Raw genomic sequence first — 25,949 nt, 5'->3', positions numbered from 1 at the left:
GTCGCGAGGCCGGGCGCTACGGTCGTAAAAACAGTCTGAGCTGACTGTTTTCACGTTCTGAGGAGGTGGTCCATGGACCGCGGCCGTCCGATGAAAGTCCTGGTCATGACGCTCGGGACCCGGGGTGACGTGCAGCCCTTCGTCGCACTCGCCCAGGGTCTCCGGGACGCCGGCCACGAGCCGTTGCTCGTCGCGCCGCACCGGTTCGCCGGCTTCGCCGAGTCCCACGGCGTCCCGTTCGCCGGTGTCGACGACGGCCCCATGCGACTGCTCGACGGTGACCGTGCCGGGGAACTGCTGGAGGGCGGGATCCGGTCCAGGCTCGAGCTGATGCCGCGGATGGCGGCCATGTTCACCAAGGTCCTGGAGGATTCGTGGAAGGTGGCACGGGACGCCGGCGCGGACCTCGTGGTGCACAACGGTCAGATCGTGGCGGGCCAGCACGTGGCCGAGGCGCTGCGGATTCCCGCGGTGCTGGCGCTGCCGATCCCGATGTACGTACCCACCCGCGAGTTCGCCTGGCCCGGCGCGGAGTTCACCGCGCGACTGCCCGGAATCCTGAACCGGGCCTCGTTCCTCGGCATGCGCGGCGCGACGGCGATGTTCGGGTACGTCGTCGACCGCTGGCGACGGGACGCCCTCGGGCTGCCGCGCCGACGAGGGCGCCACGACCCGACGCGGACGCCTGCCGGCGGCCATGCCCTGGTCCTGCACGCCATCAGCCCCACGGTCCTGCCCCGGCCGGCCGACTGGCCCGCCGAGGCACGGCTCACGGGCTACTGGAATCTCGCCGATCGGCCGTCGTCGCTGCCGACGGACCTGGAGGCATTCCTGGACGCGGGCGACGCACCGGTGTTCGCCGGCTTCGGATCCATGTCGGGCGCCGATCCGGCGGCGACCACCGCCATCGTGCTGGAGGCGGCGCGCCGCACCGGCCGCCGACTGGTCGTCGGGGCAGGGTGGGGCGGCCTGGACATCACGGGCCTGCCCGATGGTGTCCACCCCGTGGCCGACGTCGACTACCGCACACTCTTCCCGCGCGTCGCAGCCGTCGTGCACCACGGCGGAGCGGGCACGACCGGGGCCGCGTTCGCGTCGGGGCGACCGCAGGTCGTCTGCCCCTTCGTCGCGGACCAGCCCTTCTGGGGGCGCCGCGTCGAGAGCCTCGGTGTCGGCCCCGCACCCCTGCCGCAGAAGAGGCTCACCGCCGCTACGCTCACCGCCGCGATCGAGGCGGCGACGGAGCGGGACGCCCAGGTCGGCGCCGAGCGCATCGCGAGGGCGATGCGCGAGGAGGACGGCGTCGCGACCGCGGTGCGGAGCCTGGAGCAGGCAGCGGCTCGCGCCCAATGACCAGAACGACGACGCCGAGACGCTTCGGCGGATGTTCGCGAGCTCGACCGACTCGGGCGAGCTCATCACGCCGTTCGGTGCGTCCGGCCAGGTTGCGGCCTCGCGGTCACGCCGCCAGGCTTCGCGACGTCTCCGCGGGCCCCACGGCCTCCAGTGCACCGGCGAGCGCGTCCTCCATGACGTCGACGTCGACGCTTTTCTCGAGTGCGGTCATGACCTGGTCGGCCGCCAGATACACCGGGATGCCCGCCTCGTCGGCGGCATCGAGCAGTAGTTGGGCGGCCTGGTCCTCCTCCACGCGCCGCGCCACGACGATCACGCTCTTCGCGCGCTCGATCATCGCCTCGCCGACAAGCGTGCCGTGGAATCGATCGTCGGATGACACATGAGCCTCCCCGGGCCGCAAGGACCGCGAGCCGCTTCATGACTCCGTGTACCCCCACCATAGAGCGAAGCGGATCATATGGACAATCCCGTGTTCGACGCCCGGAATATTGCCGGTTCACGCCAGCACGATCAGGAGAGATGCCGCCCCACCGAGTATCAGGCCGGTCACCTGGGTGCGACTCGGCCGCTCGCGCCGGACGACCAGCCCGACGAGGACCGGAACCACCGGATACAGGGCGCGAACTCGCCGGGTCGCACGTCGAGCGCGGCCCGGCGAGTGTCAGGGTCAGCCTTCGATGGTCTGCCGGCCCTCGGACGCGCCGTGTCCGAGGGCGGTCGTGCCCGCCGTGTGCGCCACCTCGATCTTGCGGGGCCTGGCCTCCTCGCTGACAGGGATGGTCAGGGAGAGCACGCCGTCGGCGTACGAGGCGGAGATGCTGTCGAGCGCGAGCCCGCGGCCCACGGTGAGCTGCCGGGCGAACGTGCCCGTGGGACGTTCGCGGACCAGCCACTGCGCGTCGTCGCCCGAGCGCTGCGTGCGTTCGGCGCGGACCGTGAGTGTCCGGTCCTCGACCGAGACGTCGATCGTGCCGGGGTCGACGCCCGGTAGGTCCATGGACAGGACGTAGTGGTCGCCCGTGCGGAACAGGTCCATCGGCATGCCGCCCGACTGCCGTGCGTTACCGGCGAACGAGCTGAACAGCCGGTCCATCTCCTGGAACGGGTCCCAGTAGGTAGCCATCGCGCATCACCTCCTCTAACGGTGCGGCCCTGGCCCCTCCAGGGCCGCGGCGCTCGACGGCGGTTCACGGTTCGCGCCGCCGTCCGGCTACACCCACAGTTTTAGCACTCTCGACCTGAGAGTGCCAGCCCTCTGGTGGGGTGGGCCGAAGTCTCCGGACCCGGCACGGTGGTGCTTATGCCCGCCGATCCGGGCGAGCGCACCGCGGCATGGAGCCCTACGGTGACGGGCGGACGGCGCGAACGCCGGCTGGCCGGCCCAGTGTCGCGGTGAGGGGACGGGGCGGGGCGTCGGAGTGCGCCTGGATGTCGACGCGCCGGTCTCCGCACCGGACGCACCGCACATAGCGCACCAGCCCTTCCGACGTCGGATGGCTCGACTCGGTGGTCCAGGCGTGTTCGTGGGACGGGGCCAGGAGCGGGTGGTCGTCGCGCGTTTCGAGGGTCGTCATGCACACCACCGTGCTGTAATGCCCTTATGCATCTCAACCCTTACGGCGAGTACGCGGTCCTGCTCGCCGCGTCCCTGGCCAACGACTGGCCGAGCACGCGCGCCGGGATCGAGACGCGGACGCGTGAACACGGCATGACCATGGCCTTCCCGGAGCGCCCCGACGACCACGAGCGGACCAGGGCCGTCGTCGACGGGTGGCTGGCCGTCGTGGACGCGGCCGACCCGCCGGAACGTGCGCGGCTTCTCAACACGCAGATGGCCACCGCCGCCGCGTACCCCCGGCTGACCGATCACGACGGCGAGGGCTGGCACCTCCACTACCGCGACCGGGACCAGTCCCTGCCCGAGGTGCTGCTGGCGGTGATCAGTGTGGGCACAGCCCTGCATCTGACCACCAGGGGCATGCACCGCCTCGGCAGGTGCGCGGCCGGACAGGTGCCGGGGGACCCGTGCACGGCGGTCGTCGTCGACGTCACCCGCAACGGACGGCAGCGGTACTGCTCCGTCCGCTGCGCCAACCGGGCGGCGGTGCGCCGGCACCGGGCCCGGGCGGTGCGCTGAGGCGCGCGAGCGTGTCCCTGTGTCAGCCTGGGGCCATGCCTCAGGTGTCCGAGCCGCCGAACGCGCGTGCCGAGGTGGTCGCCCCGCGAGCAGGCGCCACCCTGATCGACGGGATGAACGTCATCGGGTCCCGGCCCGACGGCTGGTGGCGCGACCGTACCGGGGCCATGCGGCGACTCGCCGCCGAGGTCGACCGCTGGGCGGGGCGCACGGACGACGACGTCGTCCTGGTGCTCGACGGGAGCTCGCGTGACCTCGGCGCGGTCGACCGTCTGCGCGTCGTCTGGGCTCCCGGTGCGCGAGACGCCGCCGACCACCGGATCGTGGAGCTCGTGTCGCTGGCCGGCGACCCGGCGGCGGTGCGCGTCGTCACCTCCGACCGCGAGCTGGCGGAGCGAGTTCGCGGGCTCGGGGCTGCCGTTCGTGGCTCCGGATCGTTCCTCGACGAGTTGTCCGGATGACGGCGGAGGCCGCGTGACGGCGGCTCAGCGCGCCAGCGCGGCCAGGGTGAACTCCTCCGGGTAGGGCGACCGTGCCACGGCCCGCTCCGGGGTGAGGGTCCCCGCGGCGACCTCCCGGCACAGCCTCGCGACCGTCGCCAGCTCCGCACGCTGCTCACGGACGAAGCCGCGATCCACCGGGTCGCCGTGTCCCGGCAGGACGACCGGGGCGTCCAGCGCCAGGATCCCGTCCAGTGCGGCCGGCCAGTGCTGCGGAAAGGAGTCGCCGAACTGCGGGGGCGCGCCGTGCTCCACGAGGTCGCCGGCGAACACCGCGCCCGCGTCCGGGACGTGCACCGCCAGGTCGTGATCGGAGTGCGCGGGCCCGAAGTGCCGCAGGACCACAGGCCGGCCGCCGAGGTCGAGTTCCGCGCGGTCGTCGACCAGGTGGTCGGGCAGGACCGGGCGCACGGCCGCGACGCGGTCGGCCGTCTCCTCCTCGCCGCGCTCGCGATAGTGGTGCGCCCACTCCTCGCGCTGCCGCTCGCCGGTGGCCACCAGATCGGCGCGGCAGCGCCGGTGCGCCCACACGGCACAGGGCACGAACGCCTCGGTGCCGAAACTGTGGTCGAAGTGGGAGTGCGTCAGCGCCACCCGCCATGGCAGCGGCGTCACCTCGCGCACGGCGGCGGCGAGTTCCGTGCCCTGCCCCGCGTCACCGCCCGTGTCCACGACCAGGCAGGACTCCCCGCCCACCACGAGCCCGACCGACAGGTCCAGCTCGTCGTACCGCCGTACCAGCACGCCGTCGGCCACCTCGATCCACCGTCCCATGACGCCGATCCAAGCAGACCGGGCCTGTGAACGGGCGCCTATGAGCTCGGCTGTTGGTGGCGGACCGCCCGCCGCACGATGCCGCGCAGAAGCCGTTGAGGGACGACGGCGGCCGCTGCTAGGGTCGCGGAGGCCGTGCGAGAGAACGAGGAGGTGGTACCCGTGAACGCAGTACTGACATGGGTGCTCCCCTCTGGGGTCACGGTCGGGCGATAGGTCGTCCGGGAGCGCCGTTCACGAGCACTCCCGAAAGGCACGACCATGCGATTCACTTCCGAACAGCGACTCGACGACGGCGTCCTCGAGCGCGAGTTCACCCTCGGCGAGATCCCCGGCATCCTGTGGACGTCCGGGTCTGCCTCCGCACCGGCGCCGCTGATCCTGGCCGGCCACCCCGGCGGACTGCGCGCGATGTATCCCCGGCTGGCGGCGCGCGCCCGGCACTCCGTCGCGAACGGCTTCGCCGCGGCCACCATCGAGCTGCCCGGCAGCGGCGACCGGCCCCGTGACCCCGCCGCCGAACAGGCCCGCGCCGACCTCCGTGGGGCGCTGGGGGCCGGTGAGCCCGTCGGCGACGAGATCGTCGACGCCCTCGTGCTGCCACTGGTCGAGAAGGCGGTTCCGGAGTGGCGGGCCGCCCTGGACGCCCTCCTGGCGCTGCCCGAGATCGGCGGCCCGGTCGGGTACTCGGGCGGGGTGATCGCCATCGGGGTCCGGCTCGCGGCGGTCGAACCGCGCATCGCGGCCGCCGGACTCTTCGCCGGAAGCTTCGTACCCCGCACCACGTTCGACGACGCCCGTCAGATCACGATTCCGGTGCACGTCCTGCTCCAGTGGGATGACGAGTGGAACGACCGGCAGGCGGCCCTCGACCTGTTCGACGCCCTCGGCAGCACGGAGAAGACGTTGCACGCCAACATGGGCGGGCACACCGGCGTCCCGCAGCACGCAGGGGAGGACGCGGCCGGCTTCTTCGTCCGGCACCTGAGGTGAGGCCGGGGCGGTCCGGCGGGCGTGAAGACTGTGACGCGGAGGAGTCGTCATGCGGCGGCGACGCCGGACCGCCCTTGTTGTGCATGGCGGTCCCATGGACATAGTTTACGCAATGATCACACTGTGACCGGCATGGATGGAATACGCTGTCCGGTATGAACATAATGTTCAGCGCTGTTCGTTGGAAGACAAGACCTTGTCTTGACTGAAGAGGAGCGTCCTCAGTGCCCGACCGCACCGGCAGACCCTGGACGGCGAACGACGCCGCAGCCCCGTCCGACGACGGCTCACGCGACGCCCAGCGCCGCGTGCGCCAGCTGATCCGTCGCCTTTCCACGCCCGAGGGGCGCGCCGACCCGCACGCGATCTACGACGAGCTGCGGGCCATGGGCCCCGCGGTCCGCACGCCGTGGGGTGCGTGGCTGGTCACCTCGGACGGCGCGAGCCACGAGGTGCTGCGGGGACCCGGCTGGCGCACCGTGGACGCCGCCTGGCGCACCGAGCGTCAGCCGGCATGGGTGCGCCACCCGGGCCTGACGTTCCTGCACGACTCCGCGCTCGGCACCAACCCGCCCGGGCACGCCGCGCTGCGCCGCAGTCTCGGCGCGTTCGTCTCGCCGCAGACGCTCGCGGGGTTGACACCGCAGATCGTCCGGACCGTCCACGAGTACGTCGACCGCTTCGAGGCGGCACTGCGAGCCGACGGCGAGGCGGACTTCGGCGCCCTGGTCGGTGACCGGCTGCCCATGGCGGTGCTCTGCATCGTGCTCGGACTGCCGCACGAGGACATCCCGCTGCTGTGCGACATGAGCCGCGCGCTCTCGAACGTGCACGACCTGGCGCCGGGCCGGGAACGGCTGGCGCAGGCCGACCGTGCCGGCAGGCTGTGGAACGCGTACTGGGAGCAGCTCGTGACCGAGCCGCGGTCCCGTCTCCCGGAAGACTCCCCGCTGGTGCGGTGGCTCGACACGGAGACCGACCCGGCGGTGCGCGCGGTGGCCGGATCGCAGCTCAACGTCATGATCGAGGCGGGACTCGAGACGACGACATCCCTGCTCTCCGAGGGCCTGGTCCAGCTCCTGCGCCGGCCCGACCAGGTCGCCTGGCTGCTGGAGCATCCCGAGTCCGTGAACGGCGCCGTGGAAGAGCTGGTGCGTCTCGTGACACCGGCGCAGCTCCTTTCCCGGTACGCGACCGAGGACACCGAGCTGCCCGGCGGCGTCCCGGTGGCTGCCGGACAGGTCGTGCACGTGGTGATCGCCGCGGCCAACCACGACCCCGCCGTCTACCACGCGCCGCACGACCTGGACCTGTCGCGCCCGCCGCGCCGGAACCTCGCGTTCGGCGTGGGCATGCACTACTGCCTCGGTGCGCCGCTGGCCCGGCTGGAGGCCACCACGCTGTTCCCGGAGCTGCTGCGACGCCTCGACCTCGAGCTCGCCGGGCCCGTGGGCTACGACGAATCGATCGCCTTCCGTGGTACACGGTCGGTGCCGGTGCGCCGGCGCTCGCGGACGACGACGGTACGGACGGGAGCCACGGCGGCGGCGTCGGGCACGGCGACGTCGGGCATCACCGCGCAGACCGTGGCCGCGGCGGTGCCGGTGGCATCGCGGGCCGACGCCGCCGGGCCCGTCGTGGTCGAGCGGGACGACGCGGTGCTCCTGGTGACCCTGACCCGGCCGGACGGTGACAACCGGCTGGACCGCGCAACGCTGACGGCGCTGGCCGGCGTGCTGGAATCGCTGCCCGACGACGTCGACGCCGTCGTGCTCCGCGCCGAAGGGCGCCACTTCTGCGTGGGCGCGGACCTGGACGAGCTCGGCCGGCTCGCCACGGACGACCCCGACGGCTACCGGGACCTCGTCGCGCTCGGCGACCAGGTGCTGCACGCCTGGCGCACCTGTCCGCCGGTGACGGTCGCGGCGCTGCACGGCTTCGTCGTCGGTGCCGGCCTCGGGCTCGCGACCGCGAGTGACCTCCGGGTCGCCGCGACCGGCACGCGCTTCCGCGCGCCCGAGACGATCCTCGGCATACCCGTGGGCGCGAGCGAGATGCTCGACCGTGTGATCGCCGAGACCGGTCCGAGCCGGACCCGCATGATGCTGCTGCTCGGCGACGCCGTGAGCGGCGAGCAGGCGCTGGAGAGCGGCCTGGTGCACCACGTCGTGCCGGCGGAAGACGTGTGGCGCGAGGCCAGACGTCTGGCGCGCCGCGTCGCTCGCCGCGACCGGCAGGCCGTCCGCGTCACCAAGCAGACGATGGCGCGGCTCCCGCAGGACGGACCCGATCCGGCGCACGCGACCGGAGCCGACGCGTGGGAAGCGCCCCAGGCCCGCGCCCTACGTCGCCGGGTCGCCGCCGACGACGCGCGGTAGCGACCCCGCTGCTCCGCGGGCAGGCGGTCCGGCCGCCGACGTCGTCAGAGTTCGGCCTGGATGTCGCGGATCGTGGTGGCGAGCACGCCGGAAGCGAGCAGTCCCGATCCCAGAGGTCCGGACGAGTCCTCGCCGAGGGACGGAAGGCGCCGGAGCGCGGCCCGGACGTCCGCTGTCATGTGCTCGAGCTGCCAGCGGACCTCGGCCTCGCGGGCGCCCGCCCGGCCGGGTGCGGCCAGTCCGGCGGCCTTCGCGGCGTACGCTGCCGCACCCAGGGCGTGGGCGCCCATGTGCGCGACGCCTGACGCCTGGCCCGCGGAGCGAGCAGCCGCCACGGCGGCGGGGCTCGTCGCCGACCGGGCCGCCCGACCGGCGACGAAGCGGCGACGGATTTCCTCGGCGGCACCGAGTTCACCGCGGCCGAACGCCCGTGCCCGGGCAATGCCGTCCCGCGCGCGATCGTCGGTCGGCGCCTCGGCCTCGAACACGGCCAGAACGCGCTCCGCGCAGTCCGCGGCCCACAGGGCCACGAGCCTGCGATCGGCCTCACTGAGCGCCTGCGGGGATGCCATGGCGACACTCTCGCACACACCTCCGTGCCGCGGGCGCGGATCCGGTCCTGGCCGGCCGTCCGTCACGTCGGCGTAGCCGCGAGACCCGCTCGCGCCTGAACTCGGGGCCGACGGGCCGAGCCGCGGTCGGCTGGGAGCACGGGCACCGCGACCGACGCGCCAGAACGCCCTTGCCGATGGCGCCGGGCAGCAGTCCGTGAGCGAGTCGTGTCATGGACCATGTGTATGGTCCCGGCCATGGACCAAGAGCGGTGGAACGACATCGTCGAGTCAGGACGACAGGGTGATTGCGGCCCGTGGCTGTGTTTCGACTGCGACGATCTGACCGTCGAGCAGGGCGTGCGGTTCGGGGACGACGCGGCCGTCGAGATCACCTACATGTGCAACTCCTGCGTAGCCTCGATCACCGTACCGGCCTGACCCGGGCTCCGCTCGACCCGCTCGGTGTCATCAGGCCGCACCACTCTGGCCGTCCGCATCCGATGGCCGGCACAGTAGCGTCCGCAGGCCTCGCGCATCACCCGGTCGGGCACGCACGCAGCGAAGCGGCCCGCTAACGGTCGTGGCGGCGGGCGAGACGCCGAAGCCGGCCGTCGTGCACGTCGCTCACCCCTTTCCAGCCAGGCTTGGCCGACGGGCCGAGCCGTGGTCGCCGGGAACACGAGCGGTGCTACACGGGTGGAACGGACTTCTGCCAGGGGGGCTGAACCGTGTTCCTCGGGAGGCGGGATGGTGTTGCCGGCGAGCCGCGGTCCGGAGGACCGTCAGTCCTCCCGCCCGGGTCTGGACGAGCGCTGCCGCTTGGTCGTGGATCGTTGCTTCTTCGCGGTCAGGCGTCGCTCGTGCGAAGCGCGGGTGGCGCGCGTGGGGCGGCGGGTTCGCGGGGGAGGGGCCAGGGCGTCGGCCACGAGAGCCGCCAGGCGTCGGCCAGCGGCGTCGCGGTTGCGCCGTTGTTCCCGATGCTCCGAGGCGACGACGGTCAGGGCGCCGTCGACGAGGCGGTCGCCGAGCCGCGCCACGAGGCGCCCACGCTGCGCGTCGCTCAGGACGGCGGACCGGCCGACGTCCCAGGTGAGCTCGACGCGCGAGTCCGTCGTGTTGACACCCTGGCCGCCCGGCCCCGAGGAGCGGGAGAACCGCTCGCGAAGCTCGGCTCGCGGGATCGTCAGCGCAGGGCTGACGACGAGACCGGGGCGAACGGGAGACGGCATCTCCTCATCCTCCCGCGATCCGCCACGTCCGTCATCGTCATACTTTCCGTCTCGCCCTGTCGCTGATCCCGTCTGTCTCTCCTGATCGCGAGCGAGGCCTGTAAGTCCTGGCCCCGCGGCCGCCGTCGCCGCGTACCGTGCGAACCTCGTGTACCTCCACCTCGGGCGCGCCCTCGACGGCGGACGCGACGCCTGCCCGCGATGTCAACCGCGTGGAGTGTGATTCGCGTGGTCCGGAGGCGTGCGTAGCCTGAGGGTCCGTTCGTACGCGAGGAGGTCGTCGATGGCTGGTCTGTGGGGCCGGAAGTCACGCGCGAAGAGCTGGAAGCGCGGCCTGTGGGGGAGCACGACGAAGGGTCGTAGCAAGAACCTCGGCAAGGGGTTGTGGGGGAGCAGCAAGCGCCGCAAGCGCGGCCTGTGGTGACCGGTGGCTACGCGGCCTGGACGCGGGCCGAGTCGAGTCCGAGCGTGCGGTTGAGCTTCCCGGTGAGCCGCGCGGTGGCGGTGCGCGGAAGGTACCGGGGGAGCCAGGAGGCGACCTGGTTGAGCCGCCTGCCCGGGTACGACGCGCTCCGGCCCCGGGCGAAGTCGTCCAGCGTCCGGCGTGCGACGGTGTCGGGGGAGTCGGCCATCCTCGGGTCCATGGTGTAAGAGGTCCCGTCGAAGAAGGCCGTGTCCGTCGCCCCGGGGTGTGCCGCCATGATCCGGACACCCTTGCCACGCATCTCTTCGGCCAGGGCTTCCGTGAAGGACAGCACGAATGCCTTGGTGGCGGCATAGCCGGCCTGATAGGGCATCGGCTGGAACGCCGCCGTCGAGGCGATGTTGATGATTCCACCCGAGCCCCGGGCGGCCATCGTGCGGCCCAGCGCGTGGGTCAGGGTCATGAGCGCCGAGATGTTGAGGTCGACCGACGCCTGGTTCGGTTCGAGTGCCCGGTCGAGGAACGGCCCGGCGGTCCCCGTACCCGCGTTGTTGAGAAGCAGATCGATCGCGAAGGGGGAGCCGTCGAGGGTGCGGAGGACGTCGGTGACCTGCTCGCGGTCGGTCAGGTCCGCCGCGATGGTGGTCACCGCGACGTCGTACGCGGTGCGGAGCCGGGCCGCGACCTCGTCGAGGGCGGTCCCCGACCGCGCGACCAGCACGAGGTCCGAGCCGCGCCGGGCGAGTTCCGTCGCATAGGCCGAGCCAAGTCCTCGGGAGGCTCCGGTGACGAGCGTGGTGGTGCCTCGATACGTGTACATGCGACCGCCTCGGTGAAAGTAGTTCGAGTCTCGAAGTAACACCCGGACTCTAGCACCTTCGAGTCTCGAAGTGACGCGCGTAGGATCGCCGGGTGAGCCAGACCGACCTCGAAGCCGTCGTCCGGGCGAACCATGAGCTCTTCATGCTGACGGGCGACAGGGTGACCGACCTGGTCGGGCGGCACGGGCTGACCCTCGCGACGGCGCAGGCGCTGTGGGTCGTCGACCCGGAGGAGGCGCCGCCCTCCATGAAGGTGATGAGCGAACGCCTCCACTGCAATGCGCCGAACCTCAGCTTCGTCACCAACCAGCTCGTCGACCGCGGGCTGGTCGAGCGGCTGACCGACCCGCATGATCGCCGATCACGGGTCGTCAGGCTGACCGCGGAGGGGAGGCGGGTGCGCGGCGAGATCATCGCGGGAACCCTGGAGCGCACCCCGTTCGCCGCGCTGGGCGCGGGCGAGCTGCGGGAGTTGGCCAAGCTGCTGGCGAAGGTGCTCGGCGCGGCGGATCGCGAAAGGGCCGGTGGCACGTCGGCCGTCGCGGCGCGTTGATCAGGCTGCTGCGGCGACGCGGCTTCTCGCGCGACGTCCGTTGCTCAGTACGGATGCCGCCGCGAGCATGAGGGCGCTGCCGATCGCGACGATGGTCAGCTGGTCGCCGAGGCCGAGCTCGCCGGGCTCGGTGAGCAGGTTGAGTGTCGTGAGTGGCGCCGCGTGGGCGAAGACGGCCGGCCAGACGCTTCCCCAACGCATCACGAAGGCGCTCAGCAGGATGCCCAGGGGGAGAAGCGCGAGCGTCGCGGAGACCGCCGTCGACCACGGCAGCGTGCCCTGGACGGCCATCGCCCCGTGGAGCGGGACATGGAAGGCCACCCAGACGAGCCCGATCGACGTCGAGCTCCGCCAGAAGCTCCAGCCGGACCATGCCTGCTGGAGGAACCCGCGCCAGGCAACCTCCTCCCCGAACGTGCTCACCGCGAAGACGACGGCGAACACGGGCACCATGAGTGCGACGGACCCGAGAGCGGCGGCATCGATCACCGTCGCGATCCCCAGGAACTGCGCCAGCAGCGCCGCCACGGCGTAGACGGCGACGAGCACCAGCACACCCACCGCAGCGCCGGCCAGGAGCCGCCTCCAGCCGCCCGGGCGCAGCTTCCACCAGTACACGAGCCCTCCGGGCAGCCGTGCGGCGCGGATCACGGCGAGCGCGACGACCGCCGGGATCCATCGCCCGACGGTCGGGAACCACTCGGGGATCTCCGTGTCGAGGGCGAGGAAGGCCCCGCAGACGACGGTGACGGTGGCGAGCACGGCCACGACGAACCGGAGCGCGGCGCGCCGCGCCGAAGTATTTGTTCGCTGCACAATCAGGGACGCTAGCATTGGCACGGATGACAGGGCAACGACGACGGGGACCACGCGGGGACGTGTCCGCGCAGCGAATCGTCACGGCGGCGGAACGAGTGCTGGACCAGGGCGGGCTCGGCGCCCTCACCCTGCGCCGGATCGCCGCCGAGGCGGACGTGACGCCGAACGCGATCTACACCTACATCCCCGACATGGAGGCACTGCGGACCCGCATCGGCGACAGGTTCCTCGGCACCATCGATCTCGCTCCGCTTCGCGGCCCCGCCGACGCGGCGTCGCTCGAACGGTTCCTCCACGGCGTCCTCGAACGGTTCCGGGCGTCGCCGGAACGGGTGGGGATCCTCGCCTCCCAGCGCGTCATCGGCCCCCACGCCCTCGCGCTCAACGAGGCGCTCCTGCGCTTCTTCGACGACGCCGGGCTGACCGAGGAGCGGGCCTGGTCGGCGACGGCCTTCCTCACGGAGTGGGTGCACGGGGCCGCGATCCTCTCCGCGTCGGAGACGCCGACGCCGCGGTTCCGGGCAGAACTCGCGGCGACCGACCTCACCGACTACCCGCGCACGGCCGCGATGCTCGGAGGGTCACCGACCACGGACGCCCTGGGTCTCGTCGTCCGCGCGTTGCTTGGGCTCGACTGGTAGATGGGGGCGCCTCCCTCACCGCGGGAGGGGCACGTTCCATGCCGTGACCACCGGGCGACCGTGCTCGGCGCCCAGTACCGACAGCGTCCCGGTGTTGAGCCGGAACAGCCGGCCCGCGGCCGGTTCGAGCCCCAGCCAGCGTGCGGTGAGGACGCGCAGGACGTGTCCGTGCGCGACGACCGCGACGTCACCGTCCTGGAGCCGCTTGCGAAGGTCCACCAGGAGGGCGTCCACACGGGCCCCGACCTGCTCGATCGATTCGCCGGGATGGTCCCGGTCGCCGGGGATCACGCCGTCGGTCCACAGGTACCAGCCGGGGTGCCGCCGCTGGATCTCCTCGGTGGTGCGTCCCTCGTAGCCGCCGTAGTCCCACTCCCAGAGCCGGGCGTCGACCTCGGCGCCGTCCAGGCCCGCGAGCTGCGCGGTCCGCCGGGCCCGGGCCGCCGGACTGACCATTGCGTGGGAGACGGCCTCGCGGTGTGCCAGCACCGGTGCCAGCGCCGCGGCCTGCTCCTCGCCGCGGGCGGTGAGCGGCACATCGGTTCGCCCCGTGTGCTGCCCGCTGCGGCTCCACTCGGTCTCGCCGTGACGGACGACGACGAGTTCTCCTGACCTGGTCTGCATGCCGCCAGTCTCGCTGATCGGTACGAGGTCCGTGGCGGGAACCCCTTGCTCCATGCGATCCCGGCCGACGGGCGTGGCGCAGATGGCCGGCCGCTGGACCGACGGCGGCGACGGCACGTTCACCGCCCATGACCTCGAGGGCGAAGGGACGCTCAGCTCGCCGGGGTCACGCAGCCGCTGCCTGTCGTGGACGGCTTCCGGGCGGCGATGTCCCGCCCGTCAGGGCACCAGGACGACCTTGCCGCCCGCGTGGCCGCCGTCGACCAGGGCCTGCGCCTCGGCCGCCTGGGCGAACGGGAGCACCTTCGCGACCGGGACCGACACCTCGCCGCGGGCGACGAGGCCGAGCAGCTCGGCGAGGTCGGCCGGCGAGGGCGTGCCCCCGTCGGTGAACCGGACGCCCAGCTCGGCCGCGGCCGGGTCCGCGATCGTCAGCACGCGGTCCGTGCCGCCGCGCAGCTCGATGCTGTCCGGCAGCGCGCCACGCCCGGCGGCGTCGAGCACGGCGTCCACGGTGGGCGTGATCGAACGGACCCGTTCGACCAGTCCCGGCCCGTACGAGGTGGGCGTCGCACCGAAGGACGCCACCCGGTCGTGGTTCGACGGCGAGGCCGTCCCGATCACCGTCACGCCGGCGGCGACCGCGAGCTGGGTCGCGAGCCCGCCCACCCCGCCGCTGGCGCCGTGCACCAGCAGCGTCTCCCCGGGCTTCACGGCGAGGATGCGCAGGGCCCGCCGGGCGGTCTCGTTCACGACGGGCAGTGCCGCCGCCTGGGCGGCGGAGATGCCGTCCGGCACCGCCGCCCAGGAGCTGAGCACCGCGTGCTCGGCCGCACCGCGCCGGGCCGAGCCGGTCACCCGGTCACCCGGGCCGACGCCCGTGACACCGCTTCCGACCTGGTCGACGACGCCCGCCGCCTCCGACCCCGGCACCCCGGGCAGCGCGGTGCGGAACACTTTCTCCATGGCGCCGGACCGCACCTTCCCGTCGAAGGGATTGAGCCCGACGGCCCCGACCCGCACGCGGATCTCACCGGGTCCCGCCTCCGGCTCGGCGACCTCGCCGACGCGCAGCACCTCCGGCCCGCCGAACCGGTCGAAAACCACTGCTCGCATGCGCTCTCTCCTTCGGATGTCTCCCGGGGGCGACGCGAACGGTACGGCCGCCCACCCGCGCAGTCTCGCAGACGGACCGGCCCGGACGGGCGGGCTCTCCTGATCGGCGTGGCGGCGACGCCGAGCGCGGCCGTGACGGCGGGCCCGGCCGCCGTCACGGCAGCAGCAGACTCCCGAGCACCTGGATGCCCGGCCTGATCGAACCCGTGACGGCGCCTCCGATCCCCAGCACGATCCCGTCGCGGTGCGGCCCCACCGCGAAGGCGCCGAGGGACTCGCACGCGATCGAGCGGCGCCTGGCACGGGCGACGAGCTCCGCCGAACCGACCGGTGCGTCCCCGGGCAGGTAGGCCGTCAGGTGCAGGCCGGCCGCCGACGGTACGGGCTCCACGGGGAGGGCGGCGAGCGCGTCGAGCAGGATCTCGTGGCGCTCCGCGTAGCGCGCGGAAGCCCTGCGGACGTGACGAGCGAGCAGACCGTCGTCGATGAACCGTGCCAGCGCCGCCTGCACGTGCACGGCTCCGTGTCCGTCGGTGAGCTGGCGGGCGGCGAGCAGGGCGTCGCGCAGGGACGAGGGGGCCACCAGATATCCGGCGCGCAGCCCGGGCAGCAGCGACTTCGAGAAGGTGCCCACGTAGATCACGCGGCCCTCGCGGTCCAGTGCCTGGAGGGACTCGAGCGGACGGCGGGCGCGGCGGAACTCGCTGTCGTAGTCGTCCTCGACCACTGCCGCGCCGTGCCGGGCGGCGTGCGCCAGGAGCGCCCGGCGCCGGGGGAGGGAGAGCGGCATCCCGAGCGGGAACTGGTGCGACGGGGTGGTGTAGACCAGACGAGCCCGCTCGGGGATGTCCGCGACGACGAGGCCCTCGTCGTCGACGGGCACGGGGACGACCTGCGCGCCGTGCAGGGCGAAGAGGTCTCGCGCCTCCGGGTAGCCCGGATCCTCCATGGCGACGACGTCGCCCGGTTGGAGCAGCACGCGGGCCACGAGGTCCAGGCCTTGCTGTGCGCCGGTGGTGGCGATGACGTCGTCGGGCCCGGCGTGGACTCCGCGCGAGCCGGCCACGTACCGGGCGACGGCCGCGCGGAACCGCGGCAGGCCCGCGGGGCCGGCATAGGTGCCGGCTGGAGGACCGCCCGCCCGCGACTCGGCGGCCAGCAGGCGCCGCCAGGTGTCGTACGGGAAGAGGCTGGCGTCCGGGATGCCGGCGCGGAAGTTGTAGGTCACGGCGGGGAGGTCGCCGCTCGTGGGATGTGCGGTCCAGCGCCAGCCCGCACGGGGGCGCAGTGCGCCGGGTGTGCGGCGCCGCGGCGGTGGCGGTGTGTCGCGCGCCGCCGCCGTGGCGAACGTGCCGGCCCCGGCTCGTGTCTCCAGGAACCCCTCGGCGGCGAGCCGTTCGTAAGCCGTGGTGACGCTCGCCCGGGAGACGCCGAGATCCCGGGCGAGCTCACGGGTGGAGGGCAGCCGTTCTCCCGAGCGCACCCGGCCGGCCGTGAGGGCGGTGCGCAGGGCGCGGTAGATGGCATCGGTGCGTCCGGTGCGTTCGCTGAGGTCGACGACGAGGTCCACCGGTCGATCATCGCCGATGGCGGGCGCCGGGCCGTGTGCCGGTCTCAGACGTACGCGTCGTCGGGGCCGGGTTCCCACGGGTCCGGCGACGCGGAGCGCGCCGCGAGGAGACCGCCCACTCCCGGGACGAGGGCGAGCAGCCAGGTGCGGTGCCGCCCCCGCATGACGAGGACCGCCACGACCACCGTCGTGGTGTAGGCCAGGCCGTGGACCGGCCCTAGGACGCTCGAGACTTCCGGCGCGTGCACGGTCGCGATGTTCACGAGCATCAGCCCGAGCGTCGCCAGCTCGATCGAGCCGACGAGGTGCAGCAGGCGGCGCGGGCTCACAGCCCGACTCCTGTCGTGGAACCCGGCCGGTAGATCATCAGGACGACGACAACCGCCCACAGCACGTTGAAGACGCCGGCGTGCATGCCCAGCCGGCGGACCGCGGCCCGGCCGGGCGCGGCCGGGCCGCTCCCGTCGCCCAGCGCCCGGACGACGTCCCGCTGGCCGGGCAAAACCGCGGTGATCAGTACGACGGCGGCGGCCGCGGTGAGGATCATCGACACGATGAGCCAGGCGTCGCCGAGCACCCCGATGCTCGCACCGGTGGCGAGCCCGAAGACGGGGACCAGGACGGCGATCACGGAGTAGACCCGGGTGATCCGGTGCAGGACGCGCACGACGGCGCCGCGGCGCGGATCGTCCGGAGCATCGAGCGCCTGGCGGGCGAAGCGCGGGAACATGCTGGCGGCCACCGCGACCGGGCCGATCGTCAGGATGGCGGCCAGGACATGGACGGAGAGAAGGAACGCGCTCATGGCCGCATGAGCCTGACGGTGAGGAGGACGGGGACATCCGGTACGAACCGGGGGTGTGGGTGGGGCACGGTGCCTGCTTCCTGTCGGGGTCGCCGTCGATCCTGGCCCGGTGGCAGGCGGTGCACCAGCGGCTCTCAGGACAGGAAATGCCTGTATCTCGCCATCGGCGCCAGAGGCCTAGAATGCAGGCATGTACACGGTCGTTGTGCTGGCACTGCCGGATCTCATCGCCTTCGATCTGGCCACGCCGATCGAGACGTTCGGGCGGGTTCGCCTGCCCGACGGGCGGCCCGGTTACCAGGTGATCGTCGCGGGCGCCGACGACGTCGTCGACGCCGGGCCGGTCCGCCTGGCGGTCGATCACGGGCTGGACGCCCTCGACCGCGCCGACCTCGTCGTGGTGCCCGGACGCCACGACTCCCTCCGGCCGTCCCCTCTCACGGTCGTCGAGGCCCTCCGTGTCGCGGCCGGGCGGGGGACGCGTGTCGCGTCGATCTGCGTCGGGGCGTTCACCCTGGCCGAGGCGGGCCTGCTCGACGGCAGGCGCGCCACGACCCACTGGCTGGTGGCCGACGAACTCGCACGCCGGTACCCGTCCGTCCGGGTGGATCCCGACGTGCTCTACGTCGACGACCACGACGTCCTGACCTCCGCCGGCGCATCGTCGGGAATCGACCTGTGCCTCCACGTCGTGCGCACCGACTACGGCGCCGCCGTCGCCGCCGATGCCGCACGTCTGGCGGTCGCGCCCCTGCACCGCGCCGGAGGGCAGGCGCAGTACATCCTGCGCAACCGGCCGTCGCCGCGTACCGCGTCCCTGGAACCCGTGCTGGCGTGGATCGAGGCGAACGCGCACCGTCCGCTCACCCTCGCCGACCTCGCCGCGGCGGCGAACACCAGCTCGCGCACGCTGACCAGAAGGTTCACCGAGGTGACCGGTCAGAGCCCCATGCAGTGGGTGTCCGGTGTGCGCCTCCGGCACGCCCAGGAGCTGCTGGAGACCACCGACCACACGGTCGATCGCATCGCGAGCCGGACGGGGTTCACGACGACGAGCAACTTCCGCGCGCAGTTCCAGAACGTCGTCGGGACGACACCGGGCGCCTACCGGCGGACGTTCCACTCCTGACCCGGCGGCGCCGCGGGGAGGGGCACGGATCTCCGGCCCGCGGGTGAGAGGCTTCCGCCCGCGGGCGGATGTTCCGGTGTGCTCCGGCGTGGTCTGCTGAGGACATGACCACCGAACTCACCCTCGCCGAGCAGGTTCTCCTCCTGGCACTGGACGACGAGTCGGGCAGGCCGCTGACCGACAGCACCCGGCTGCACGCGGGGCTCGCGGGCGCGGTGCTGCTGGACCTCATCCGGGCCGGCGCCCTCGAACTGGCCGAGCACGACACGGATGTCCGCGCCGGCCGGCTGCGCCGCACCGGCAGGAACACCCCGGGAGACCCGCTCCTCGCCGAGATCCTCGATCGGGCCCACGGGAAGAAGCCCCGGGACGCGGTCATGGCGGTGGACGGCAGCGGTGGCTGGGTGAACCGCGCCGGCAGGCTGAAGGAACGGATGCTCCACGATCTCGCCGGACGCGGCCTCCTGCGGGAGGAGCACGGCACCTTTCTCAGGATCTTTCCCACGACCAGCTGGCCCGCCGGCGAGCCGGGGCCCGAGGCGGAGATCGTGTCCCGCGTCCGGGTCGCGATGACGACCCCGGGTGCGCCGGACCGGCCGACCGCCGTCCTCGTCGGCATCCTGAACGCCACTCAGCTGCTCCACCGGCTGATCCCGGAGATCCCCAAGAAGGAGCTGAAGCGGCGTGCCCAGGAGGTCGCCGACCAGGGCTGGGCGGGCGAGGCGGTGGACAAGGCCGTCGAGCAGGCGGTCATGACGGCGGTGATGGCGGCGATGGCCGGCGCGGCAGCGGCCGGTGCGGCGGGTGCCGGAGGGAGCTGACGTGGGCACTCGGCTCGCGGGGCCGGCGTCTGCCGGGCGCCCCGCGTCCGCCGTCGGCGAACTCGGAAATTGAGTCTGGTCGACTCAAGTTGTACCGGCTGTACATCTCTTCCGAGGAGGACAGCATGACCACCACCCTGACCCGTTCGTCCCTGGTCCGTTCGCCGTTCGTCGACGCCTGGCTCCGCGACCTGCGGACCCCCGTCCTGGCCAGCGGCGAGCGCGCGGCCGGTCGCGTGCTCCCCGCCGCCGACGTCTACCGCGACGGCGAGGATCTCGTGGCTCGCCTCGACCTGCCGGGCATCGACCCGGCCGAGGACGTCACCGTCGAGCTCGAGGGCCGCAAGCTCGTGGTCCGCGGTGAGCGCAAGGACCAGCGCACGCAGGACGCCGAGGGCCGGCGCATCTCCGAGGTCCGGTTCGGCGAGTTCCGCCGTGTCGTCACCCTGCCGCGTGCCGTGGAAGGCGACGCCGTCCGCGCGTCCTACGACGCCGGAGTCCTGACCGTGACCGTCGCCGGCGTCTTCACCGGCACGACGCCGCAGCGCATCGAGGTCACCACGGTGGCCTGACCCGCCATCCGGTGCCGTACGACGACACACACCGGCGCCCGGCCCACGCGGACCGGGCGCCGTGGCCGTCCTGGGCTCGTTCCTCGCGCGATCACTCGAGCAGGCCGTGGTGCAGCGCACGCAGCACCGCACGAGTGCGGTCCCGGGTACCGAGCTTCATCAGGACGTTGGAGACATGATTCTTCACCGTCCCCTCGGCACGGAACAGCGCCTCGGCGATCTCGCGGTTGCTCAGGCCCGCCGCGACCAGACGCAGCACCTCCAGCTCCCGTTCGGTCAACGGGGCCGGAGGTGGTTCGTCCGCCCCTGGCACGCCGGCCGACGCACCCTCGCGCAGCGCGCGCAGCAGCCGGTCGGTGATCGCCGGGCGCAGGAGCGTGCCGCCGTCGGCGAGCGTCCTCACCGCGCCCACCAGCTGCTCCAGGGTCACGTCCTTGAGCAGGTAGCCGCGGGCACCCGCCCGTACGGCCGCCAGGACCAGCTCGTCGTCGTCGAACGTGGTCAGCACCAGTACCGGCACGCCCGCACCGCTCTCGCGCAGCGCCTCCAGGGTCCAGATCCCGTCGTGCCGCGGCATCCGCAGGTCGAGGAGGACGACGTCGGGCCGGTGCTCGGCGATCACGGCGAGCGCGGCCATCCCGTCGTCGGCCTCGCCGACCACCTCGACCTCGTCGCTGAGGTCCAGCAGCCTGCGGATGCCCTGGCGCACCAGCGTCTGGTCGTCCACGAGGCACACGCGGATCATGCGGGCACCCGCGCCCGTACCCCGAAGCCACCCTCGCCCCGGAACCGGACCGTCCCGCCGAGCGCCTCGACGCGCTCGGCCATCCCGCGCAGGCCGTTGCCCGGCTCGACGGCACGGACGCCGACGCCGTCGTCGCGCGCCTCCAGGACGACCGCGCCGTCCTCGGCGGCGACCTCGATCCACAGGTTCTCGGCGCGCGAGTGCCGGATCGCGTTCGTGACCACCTCCTGCACGCAGCGCACCAGGGCCGCGGCACGCTCCTCGTCGGTCACCACCGACTCGTCGACGCTCAGGTGGACCCGCGGTCGCGGCACGTCGGCGGCGATGCCGTGCAGGGTCTCCCGCAGACCGCGGCCGTCGCCGCGCATCTCGCCCACCGTGGCGCGGACGTCGGCGAGCAGCCCCTTCGTCAGCTCGCGGGCCCGGGCGACCGACTCCGCGGTCTCTCCGCCGTGCTGGTGCGACGCGATCTCCAGCTCGAGCGCCAGGACCGTGAGTTGGTGCCCGACCAGGTCGTGCAGTTCACGGGCGATGCGCAGGCGCTCCTCGGCACGGCTCGACTCCGCCAGCAGGGCGCTCGCGGCGCGCAGCCGCACGTTCGCCTCCGACAGTTGCGACCGGGCCTCCTCCTCCCGAAGCATCGCGACCACGCCGGCGTAGGAGGCGCACTGCAGCACGAGGTACATGCCGGCGCCGAGCACGATGTCCAGGACCGACGACGACGGCAGCCCGGCGGCCGCGATGGCGGCGGTGTTGGCGACGACGAGGAGCGCCGAGACCCTGGCCGGCACCAGGTAGGCGCTCAGCGCCGCGTTGAACACCAGCAGGATCGCCGCCCACCCGAAGCCGGGCGCCGTCACCACCAGCAGGAGGGCCGACACGGCCTGGACCGCGAACGCCGCCCGGACGGTGCGGAGCGGGAGCACCTCCTGCAGCCACATGCTGACGACCAGTCCGCCGGCGAAGGTCGCATAGCACGCGAGCCACCACGGCGCCGGGATCGTCGTGCCCGGCAGCCCGAGCACGACGGCCTGGACGCCGGGCACGAGGCAGGCGAGGGTCACGAGGACCCCGCCGAGGATCTGTGCCGCCGTCCGACTCATCCCGAGCAGCTTAGGGCCGCGGCGGTAGCCGGCACCCGTGCCGGAAGTCATGGACGGGACTCGTGACCTCTCGCACACGCGCCCGCACCACGGAGCGACGTAGCGTCCACGGCGACAGATCGGACACGTCACGAAGGAGATCTCCGGTGGGAGCGATCGAAGCGCGCGGGCTGAAAAAGCGATACGGCGACACGGTCGCCGCCGCCGACGTCAGCCTCGACGTCGGGTCCGGTGAGATCTACGGGGTGCTGGGCCGCAACGGCGCGGGGAAGACCACCGTGGTCGAGATGATCGCGGGACTGCGGCGTCCCGACGCCGGATCGGTGCGTGTTCTCGGGCTCGACCCGTGGCAGGACCGTTCGCGAGTCCGGCAGGTGCTCGGCGTGCAGCTGCAGGAGGCCGCCCTCCACGGCGCCTTGACGGTCGGCGAGCTGGTCCGCCTCCATCGCACGTTCTACCGCGACGGCGCCGATCCCGCCGAGCTGATCGAGCGGGTCGGCCTGACCGGTCAGCGCGGCACCCGCTTCGACAAGCTCTCCGGCGGCCAGCGGCAGCGTGTGTCCGTCGCCCTCGCCCTCGCGGGCAGGCCGCGCGCGGTCATCCTGGACGAGCTCTCCACCGGGCTCGACCCCGAGGCGCGGCGCGGCATGTGGGCGATGGTCGAGCGGCTGCGCGACGACGGCGTCACGGTGGTCCTGGTGAGCCACCTGATGGAAGAGGTCGAGCGGCTCTGCGACCGCGTGGCGCTGATCGACGCTGGTCGCGTCGTGGCCGTGGACACGCCGTCGGGGCTGGTCCGCCGCGCCGGACTGGACCAGGTGATGCGCTTCCGCGCCGCCGGGCCCTTCGACCCGGCCGTGCTGGAGCGGGTCGACGTGGTGCATTCGGTGCGCACGGCCGACGAGCGGGTGGTGGTGACCGGGACGGGCGACCTGCTCCAGGCGGTGAGCACCGCCCTGGTGAGGGCCGACGTGACGGTCCTGGACACGAGTTTTCAGCAGGCCGGCCTCGAGGACGCCTTCCTGGCGCTGACCGGCGACCCCTTCGACGGCGAGGAGCGGTAGATGACCACCACCGAGGACGTCCCGGCCGGGGGGCCGGGACCGCGCGCCTGGGCGAGCCTGACCGTCGCCGAGGCGAAGATGGTCGCGCGGGACACCGCGGGCCTGGTCGTCCCACTGGGCCTGCCGCTGCTGATCCTGGTGATGCACGGGCTCAGCTTCGGGCACGCGACGACCGCCGACGGCGTCAGCCTGTTCGAGCGCTACGTGATCCCGCTGGCGCTCACCATCGTCGTCGCCATGGTCGGGATCGTGAACATGCCCAGTTTCCTCGTCCACTACCGCCGCGCGAAGGTGCTGCGCCGGCTGGCGGTGACGCCCGCACATCCGTCGATGATCCTGGGGGCGCAGCTGTTCGTCGGCCTCGTGCAGTGCGTGCTCGGGGTCGCGATCGGCGTCACGGTCGCGATGCTCTTCTTCGACGTCGGCGCGCCGCAGCGGACGGGGACGGCCGTGGCGGTCCTCGGCCTGGCCACGCTGACGATGTTCGCGGTCGGCATGATCGTCGCGGCCCTGGCGCCGAGCACCAACGCGGCGGTGGCGACGGGGCTCGTCATGTTCTTCGCGTTCGGCGCGCTCGGCGGGATGTTCGGCCCGGCGGAGAGCCTTCCGGCGCCCCTGGCAGCGACCGGGGAGATGCTGCCCTTCGGCGCCGCGGTCCAGGCGATCGGCGCCGCGTGGGTCGGCGCGGACCAGGATCCCGCCCACCTGATCGGGATGGGAGCGGCGGTCCTGGTCAGCGGCGCGATCGCGGTCCGTTGGTTCCGCTGGGACTGACCGGCTCGCATCCGGCCCGGGGCCTTGTCAGACCGCGACGCGCTCGCCCAGCACCCGGCTGATCACGTCGCCGAGCATCGCCGCGCCGAGCACCTCGCCGGCGTCGTCGGTGACCAGCGCGACGTGGGTGGTGCCGGACTGCATCTCGGTCAGCGCCCGGTCGAGCGGCGTGCCACGGTCGAGGCGGACCAGGGAGCGGATCTCGTGCGACGGCAGGGGGCGCTCGGGATCGTGGTCGAGCAGGTCCTTGATGTGGACGTAGCCCGCGATCTCGCCGTCGTCGGTGACCGGGAAGCGCGAGTGCCCGGTCTCGACGCACAGCCGCTGGAACTCGCCGACGGGCGTCTCCGTCTCGGCGGTGACGAGATCGGCCTGGGGCACCATGATCGTCTCGACGGTGTCGGCACCGATCGCGAGCGCCCCGGTCAGCAGGGCGTTCGCCTCGGCGTCGAGCATCCCCTCGCGGGCAGACTCCGCGATGAACCCGGCGACCTCGTCGGCGGTGAACGCCGAGGCGACCTCCTCCTTGGGTTCGACCCTGATGAGCCGCAGTGCGTGGTTCGCGATCCAGTTCACGACGACGAGCAGCGGCTTGAGGATCACGACGACGACGTACAGGGGCGGGCCGAGGAGGAGGGCCGCGCGCTCGGGCCCCGCGATGGCGATGTTCTTCGGCACCATCTCGCCGACGGTCATGTGGAACGCCACCACGATGGTCAGCGCGATGGCCAGGGCTATCGGGTGGAGCCAGCCGTCCGGGACGCCGAGCGTCTCCAGGCCGGGCTCGATCGCGTGGGCGATGGCCGGTTCCGCCACCGCGCCGAGTCCGAGCGAGCACATCGTGATGCCGAGCTGCGCCCCGGCCATCATGAGCGACACCCGCTCCAGGGCACGCAGCGTCAGGCGGGCGCCGCGCCCGCCGGCCGCGGCGCGGGGTTCGATCTGGCTGCGCCGCGCCGAGATGAGTGCGAACTCGGCCCCGACGAAGAACGCGTTGCCGAGGAGCAGCGCGATCCCCGTGATGATTGCCGCCCAGTCACTCACTGTCGTTCTCCTCTGCGGTGGCCGGTTCGGCGGTGAGACGGACGCGGGCGACGCGCCGGCCGTCCACACCGGTGACGGCGAGCCGGGCACGGACGGGGGTCGGCAGCCCGTCCTCGTCGAGCTGGGAGCGGTCGAAGGCGTCGATCGTGATCGCGTCCCCGGTACCGGCGAACCGTCCGAGGCGTTCGGTGATCATGCCGCCGATGGTGTCGGCGTGCTCTGCCTCGGGCAGCCCGACGCCCGTGGTGTCGCCCACCTCGTCCGGTCGCATCAGCCCCGGCAGGCTCCAGGTGCCGTCGGGCAGGCGTCTGGTCCTGCCGGCCGGCCGGTCCTGCTCGTCGTCGATCTCGCCCAGCACCTCCTCGACCAGGTCCTCGAGGGTGACGATGCCGTCGGTGCCGTCGTACTCGTCGACCACCACCGCGAGCTGGAGGCCGCCGCGCAGCTCGACCAGCACGTCGTCGAGGGTCATCGTGGCCGGAACGGCCGCGACGGGCGCCATGAGGGCGGTCGCCATGACCTGACCGCGCCGCTCGGCGGGTACGCCGAGCGCGGCCTTGAAGTGCACGACCCCCACGATGTCGTCGACGTCGTCGCCCTGCACGGGGAATCGCGCCAGACCGGTGCGGACGGTCAGGGCCAGGATGTCCTCGGCGGTGGTGCCGGCCTCGACGAACCGGACGCGGGGCCGGGGCGTCATCACGTCGGCGGCGGTGAGCTGGTCGAACTCGGCGGCCTGTGCGAGCCGGTCGGCAGCGCCGCTGTCGAGCAGTCCCTGCGCGGCGGAACGGGTGGCCAGCGCCGCCAGTTCCTGGGCCGAGCGCGCCGACGCGAGTTCCTCGCGCGGCTCGATCCCGAGCGCGCGCACCATGGCGTTCGACGCCCCGTTGAGCACGGCGATCAGCGGTCGCGTCAGGGCCGTGAACAGGCGCTGGGCGTCGGCGACCGCGCGAGCGACCCGTACCGGCTCGCTGATGGCCCAGTTCTTGGGAATCAGCTCACCGAAGACCATCTGGGCGACCGTGGCGACGACGAGTGCCGCGGTCAGTGCGATGCCGAGGCTGGTGGCCTCCGGCACCCCGGTGGCCTCGATCGGGACCGCCAGCAGCGCCGCGATGGAGGGCTCGGCGATGAAGCCGACGATCAGGCTCGTGATGGTGATGCCGAGCTGCGCACCGGACAGCTGGGTCGAGAGGGTCCTGAGCGCCTTGCGCACCGAGTCCGCGCGCTTGTCACCGGATTCGGCGGCGCGCGAGATGGTGGGCCGGTCGACCGTGACGAGCGAGAACTCGGCGGCGACGAAGAGTGCGTTGAGCGAGATCAGGACGACGGTCAGAAGGACCAGCAGCCATGCCGCCGTCACCGGGGAACGCCTTCTCGACGTGACGGCGGGCGGGGTC

General features: G+C 72.9%; 31 protein-coding genes. 14 read left to right on the top strand and 17 right to left on the bottom strand.

Translation table 11 applies throughout. The annotated features are described in order from the left end of the window. The first annotated feature begins 72 nt into the window (after window positions 1–72). Window positions 73–1,353: a glycosyltransferase gene (locus J0911_RS09535; RefSeq protein ID WP_207275235.1), complete on the top strand. Its 1,281-nt coding sequence runs from the start codon at window positions 73–75 to the stop codon at window positions 1,351–1,353. 106 nt (window positions 1,354–1,459) lie between these two features. Here the strand turns inward: J0911_RS09535 and J0911_RS09530 are convergent, their stop codons facing one another. The 3 genes from J0911_RS09530 to J0911_RS09520 all read right to left on the bottom strand — a co-directional run bounded on the left by J0911_RS09530 (window position 1,460) and on the right by J0911_RS09520 (window position 2,933). Then, the gene (locus J0911_RS09530; RefSeq protein ID WP_207275234.1) at window positions 1,460–1,738 is read right to left on the bottom strand and encodes a hypothetical protein; all 279 of its coding nucleotides are present in this window, start codon (window positions 1,736–1,738) and stop codon (window positions 1,460–1,462) included. A 288-nt stretch (window positions 1,739–2,026) separates the two neighbouring features. Then, window positions 2,027–2,482, bottom strand: a complete 456-nt coding sequence (locus J0911_RS09525) for an Hsp20/alpha crystallin family protein (RefSeq protein ID WP_207275233.1) — start codon at window positions 2,480–2,482, stop codon at window positions 2,027–2,029. Window positions 2,483–2,699: 217 nt separating this feature from the next. Continuing rightward, a complete protein-coding gene (locus J0911_RS09520) occupies window positions 2,700–2,933 on the bottom strand; it encodes a hypothetical protein (RefSeq protein ID WP_207275232.1) in 234 nt (77 codons plus the stop codon). Window positions 2,934–2,959: 26 nt separating this feature from the next. On the opposite strand from J0911_RS09520, the gene J0911_RS09515 reads away from it, so the two are divergent. Both J0911_RS09515 and J0911_RS09510 read left to right on the top strand, forming a co-directional pair. Continuing rightward, window positions 2,960–3,496 (top strand): CGNR zinc finger domain-containing protein, encoded by a 537-nt coding sequence (locus tag J0911_RS09515; protein WP_207275231.1) that lies wholly within the window; start codon window positions 2,960–2,962, stop codon window positions 3,494–3,496. A gap of 35 nt (window positions 3,497–3,531) precedes the next feature. Then, on the top strand, window positions 3,532–3,957 hold the full coding sequence (locus J0911_RS09510) for an NYN domain-containing protein (protein WP_207275230.1): 426 nt from the start codon (window positions 3,532–3,534) through the stop codon (window positions 3,955–3,957). Between the two features lie 24 nt (window positions 3,958–3,981). Here J0911_RS09510 and J0911_RS09505 read toward each other — a convergent pair whose 3' ends face one another. Next, window positions 3,982–4,770: an MBL fold metallo-hydrolase gene (locus tag J0911_RS09505; protein ID WP_207275229.1), complete on the bottom strand. Its 789-nt coding sequence runs from the start codon at window positions 4,768–4,770 to the stop codon at window positions 3,982–3,984. Between the two features lie 261 nt (window positions 4,771–5,031). On the opposite strand from J0911_RS09505, the gene J0911_RS09500 reads away from it, so the two are divergent. After that, on the top strand, window positions 5,032–5,763 hold the full coding sequence (locus J0911_RS09500) for a dienelactone hydrolase family protein (protein ID WP_207275228.1): 732 nt from the start codon (window positions 5,032–5,034) through the stop codon (window positions 5,761–5,763). A gap of 224 nt (window positions 5,764–5,987) precedes the next feature. Further along, window positions 5,988–8,141, top strand: a complete 2,154-nt coding sequence (locus J0911_RS21070; RefSeq protein WP_207275227.1) for a cytochrome P450 — start codon at window positions 5,988–5,990, stop codon at window positions 8,139–8,141. 44 nt (window positions 8,142–8,185) lie between these two features. Here J0911_RS21070 and J0911_RS09490 read toward each other — a convergent pair whose 3' ends face one another. After that, on the bottom strand, window positions 8,186–8,713 hold the full coding sequence (locus tag J0911_RS09490) for a putative immunity protein (protein WP_207275226.1): 528 nt from the start codon (window positions 8,711–8,713) through the stop codon (window positions 8,186–8,188). Between the two features lie 237 nt (window positions 8,714–8,950). Here J0911_RS09490 and J0911_RS09485 point away from each other — a divergent pair, with 237 nt between their 5' ends. Further along, complete coding sequence (locus J0911_RS09485; protein WP_207275225.1) at window positions 8,951–9,133, top strand: hypothetical protein; 183 nt, start codon at window positions 8,951–8,953, stop codon at window positions 9,131–9,133. Between the two features lie 344 nt (window positions 9,134–9,477). On the opposite strand, the gene arfB is transcribed toward J0911_RS09485, so the two are convergent. Continuing rightward, window positions 9,478–9,924, bottom strand: a complete 447-nt coding sequence (gene arfB / locus J0911_RS09480; protein ID WP_207275224.1) for an alternative ribosome rescue aminoacyl-tRNA hydrolase ArfB — start codon at window positions 9,922–9,924, stop codon at window positions 9,478–9,480. Window positions 9,925–10,207: 283 nt separating this feature from the next. Here arfB and J0911_RS09475 point away from each other — a divergent pair, with 283 nt between their 5' ends. Next, on the top strand, window positions 10,208–10,348 hold the full coding sequence (locus tag J0911_RS09475; RefSeq protein ID WP_207275223.1) for a hypothetical protein: 141 nt from the start codon (window positions 10,208–10,210) through the stop codon (window positions 10,346–10,348). Between the two features lie 7 nt (window positions 10,349–10,355). Here the strand turns inward: J0911_RS09475 and J0911_RS09470 are convergent, their stop codons facing one another. Beyond that, window positions 10,356–11,168, bottom strand: a complete 813-nt coding sequence (locus tag J0911_RS09470) for an SDR family NAD(P)-dependent oxidoreductase (protein ID WP_207275222.1) — start codon at window positions 11,166–11,168, stop codon at window positions 10,356–10,358. 92 nt (window positions 11,169–11,260) lie between these two features. Here J0911_RS09470 and J0911_RS09465 point away from each other — a divergent pair, with 92 nt between their 5' ends. Further along, window positions 11,261–11,722: a MarR family winged helix-turn-helix transcriptional regulator gene (locus tag J0911_RS09465; protein ID WP_207275221.1), complete on the top strand. Its 462-nt coding sequence runs from the start codon at window positions 11,261–11,263 to the stop codon at window positions 11,720–11,722. Here J0911_RS09465 and J0911_RS09460 read toward each other — a convergent pair whose 3' ends face one another. Then, complete coding sequence (locus tag J0911_RS09460) at window positions 11,723–12,556, bottom strand: CPBP family glutamic-type intramembrane protease (protein WP_242636533.1); 834 nt, start codon at window positions 12,554–12,556, stop codon at window positions 11,723–11,725. 44 nt (window positions 12,557–12,600) lie between these two features. Here J0911_RS09460 and J0911_RS09455 point away from each other — a divergent pair, with 44 nt between their 5' ends. Continuing rightward, window positions 12,601–13,182: a TetR/AcrR family transcriptional regulator gene (locus J0911_RS09455; RefSeq protein WP_207275219.1), complete on the top strand. Its 582-nt coding sequence runs from the start codon at window positions 12,601–12,603 to the stop codon at window positions 13,180–13,182. Window positions 13,183–13,197: 15 nt separating this feature from the next. Here the strand turns inward: J0911_RS09455 and J0911_RS09450 are convergent, their stop codons facing one another. The 5 genes from J0911_RS09450 to J0911_RS09430 form a co-directional block, all read right to left on the bottom strand. After that, window positions 13,198–13,806, bottom strand: a complete 609-nt coding sequence (locus J0911_RS09450) for a histidine phosphatase family protein (RefSeq protein WP_207275218.1) — start codon at window positions 13,804–13,806, stop codon at window positions 13,198–13,200. Window positions 13,807–14,025: 219 nt separating this feature from the next. Next, window positions 14,026–14,922, bottom strand: coding sequence for an NADP-dependent oxidoreductase (locus J0911_RS09445; protein ID WP_207275217.1), 897 nt, complete (start codon window positions 14,920–14,922; stop codon window positions 14,026–14,028). 154 nt (window positions 14,923–15,076) lie between these two features. Further along, window positions 15,077–16,492 (bottom strand): MocR-like pyridoxine biosynthesis transcription factor PdxR, encoded by a 1,416-nt coding sequence (gene pdxR / locus J0911_RS09440; RefSeq protein ID WP_207275216.1) that lies wholly within the window; start codon window positions 16,490–16,492, stop codon window positions 15,077–15,079. Between the two features lie 44 nt (window positions 16,493–16,536). Beyond that, window positions 16,537–16,821 (bottom strand): hypothetical protein, encoded by a 285-nt coding sequence (locus J0911_RS09435; protein WP_207275215.1) that lies wholly within the window; start codon window positions 16,819–16,821, stop codon window positions 16,537–16,539. Next, window positions 16,818–17,297, bottom strand: a complete 480-nt coding sequence (locus tag J0911_RS09430; RefSeq protein WP_207275214.1) for a hypothetical protein — start codon at window positions 17,295–17,297, stop codon at window positions 16,818–16,820. Before J0911_RS09430 ends, J0911_RS09435 begins: the two co-directional genes overlap by 4 nt. A 190-nt stretch (window positions 17,298–17,487) precedes the next feature. Between J0911_RS09430 and J0911_RS09425 the strand changes: the two genes are divergently transcribed. The 3 genes from J0911_RS09425 (at window position 17,488) to J0911_RS09415 (ending at window position 19,819) form a co-directional block, all read left to right on the top strand. Next, window positions 17,488–18,426, top strand: a complete 939-nt coding sequence (locus J0911_RS09425) for a GlxA family transcriptional regulator (protein WP_207275213.1) — start codon at window positions 17,488–17,490, stop codon at window positions 18,424–18,426. Between the two features lie 104 nt (window positions 18,427–18,530). Next, window positions 18,531–19,247: a GOLPH3/VPS74 family protein gene (locus J0911_RS09420; RefSeq protein ID WP_207275212.1), complete on the top strand. Its 717-nt coding sequence runs from the start codon at window positions 18,531–18,533 to the stop codon at window positions 19,245–19,247. Window positions 19,248–19,372: 125 nt separating this feature from the next. Beyond that, window positions 19,373–19,819, top strand: a complete 447-nt coding sequence (locus tag J0911_RS09415; RefSeq protein ID WP_207275211.1) for an Hsp20/alpha crystallin family protein — start codon at window positions 19,373–19,375, stop codon at window positions 19,817–19,819. Between the two features lie 91 nt (window positions 19,820–19,910). Here J0911_RS09415 and J0911_RS09410 read toward each other — a convergent pair whose 3' ends face one another. Beyond that, a complete protein-coding gene (locus J0911_RS09410) occupies window positions 19,911–20,564 on the bottom strand; it encodes a response regulator (RefSeq protein WP_207275210.1) in 654 nt (217 codons plus the stop codon). After that, window positions 20,561–21,667, bottom strand: coding sequence for a sensor histidine kinase (locus tag J0911_RS09405; protein ID WP_207275209.1), 1,107 nt, complete (start codon window positions 21,665–21,667; stop codon window positions 20,561–20,563). Before J0911_RS09405 ends, J0911_RS09410 begins: the two co-directional genes overlap by 4 nt. A gap of 146 nt (window positions 21,668–21,813) precedes the next feature. On the opposite strand from J0911_RS09405, the gene J0911_RS09400 reads away from it, so the two are divergent. Beyond that, a complete protein-coding gene (locus J0911_RS09400) occupies window positions 21,814–22,731 on the top strand; it encodes an ABC transporter ATP-binding protein (protein ID WP_207275208.1) in 918 nt (305 codons plus the stop codon). Next, window positions 22,732–23,505, top strand: coding sequence for an ABC transporter permease (locus J0911_RS09395; RefSeq protein WP_207275207.1), 774 nt, complete (start codon window positions 22,732–22,734; stop codon window positions 23,503–23,505). A gap of 27 nt (window positions 23,506–23,532) precedes the next feature. On the opposite strand, the gene J0911_RS09390 is transcribed toward J0911_RS09395, so the two are convergent. Continuing rightward, window positions 23,533–24,549, bottom strand: coding sequence for a hemolysin family protein (locus J0911_RS09390; RefSeq protein WP_207275206.1), 1,017 nt, complete (start codon window positions 24,547–24,549; stop codon window positions 23,533–23,535). Further along, complete coding sequence (locus J0911_RS09385) at window positions 24,542–25,912, bottom strand: hemolysin family protein (protein WP_207275205.1); 1,371 nt, start codon at window positions 25,910–25,912, stop codon at window positions 24,542–24,544. Before J0911_RS09385 ends, J0911_RS09390 begins: the two co-directional genes overlap by 8 nt. Between the last annotated feature and the right edge of the window lie 37 nt (window positions 25,913–25,949).

The organism is Myceligenerans salitolerans, from assembly GCF_017349295.1.
GTDB lineage: Bacteria > Actinomycetota > Actinomycetes > Actinomycetales > Cellulomonadaceae > Myceligenerans > Myceligenerans salitolerans.
The sequence above is the reverse complement of the archived record's forward strand: the minus strand, read 5'-3'. Positions and strand labels throughout refer to the sequence as shown.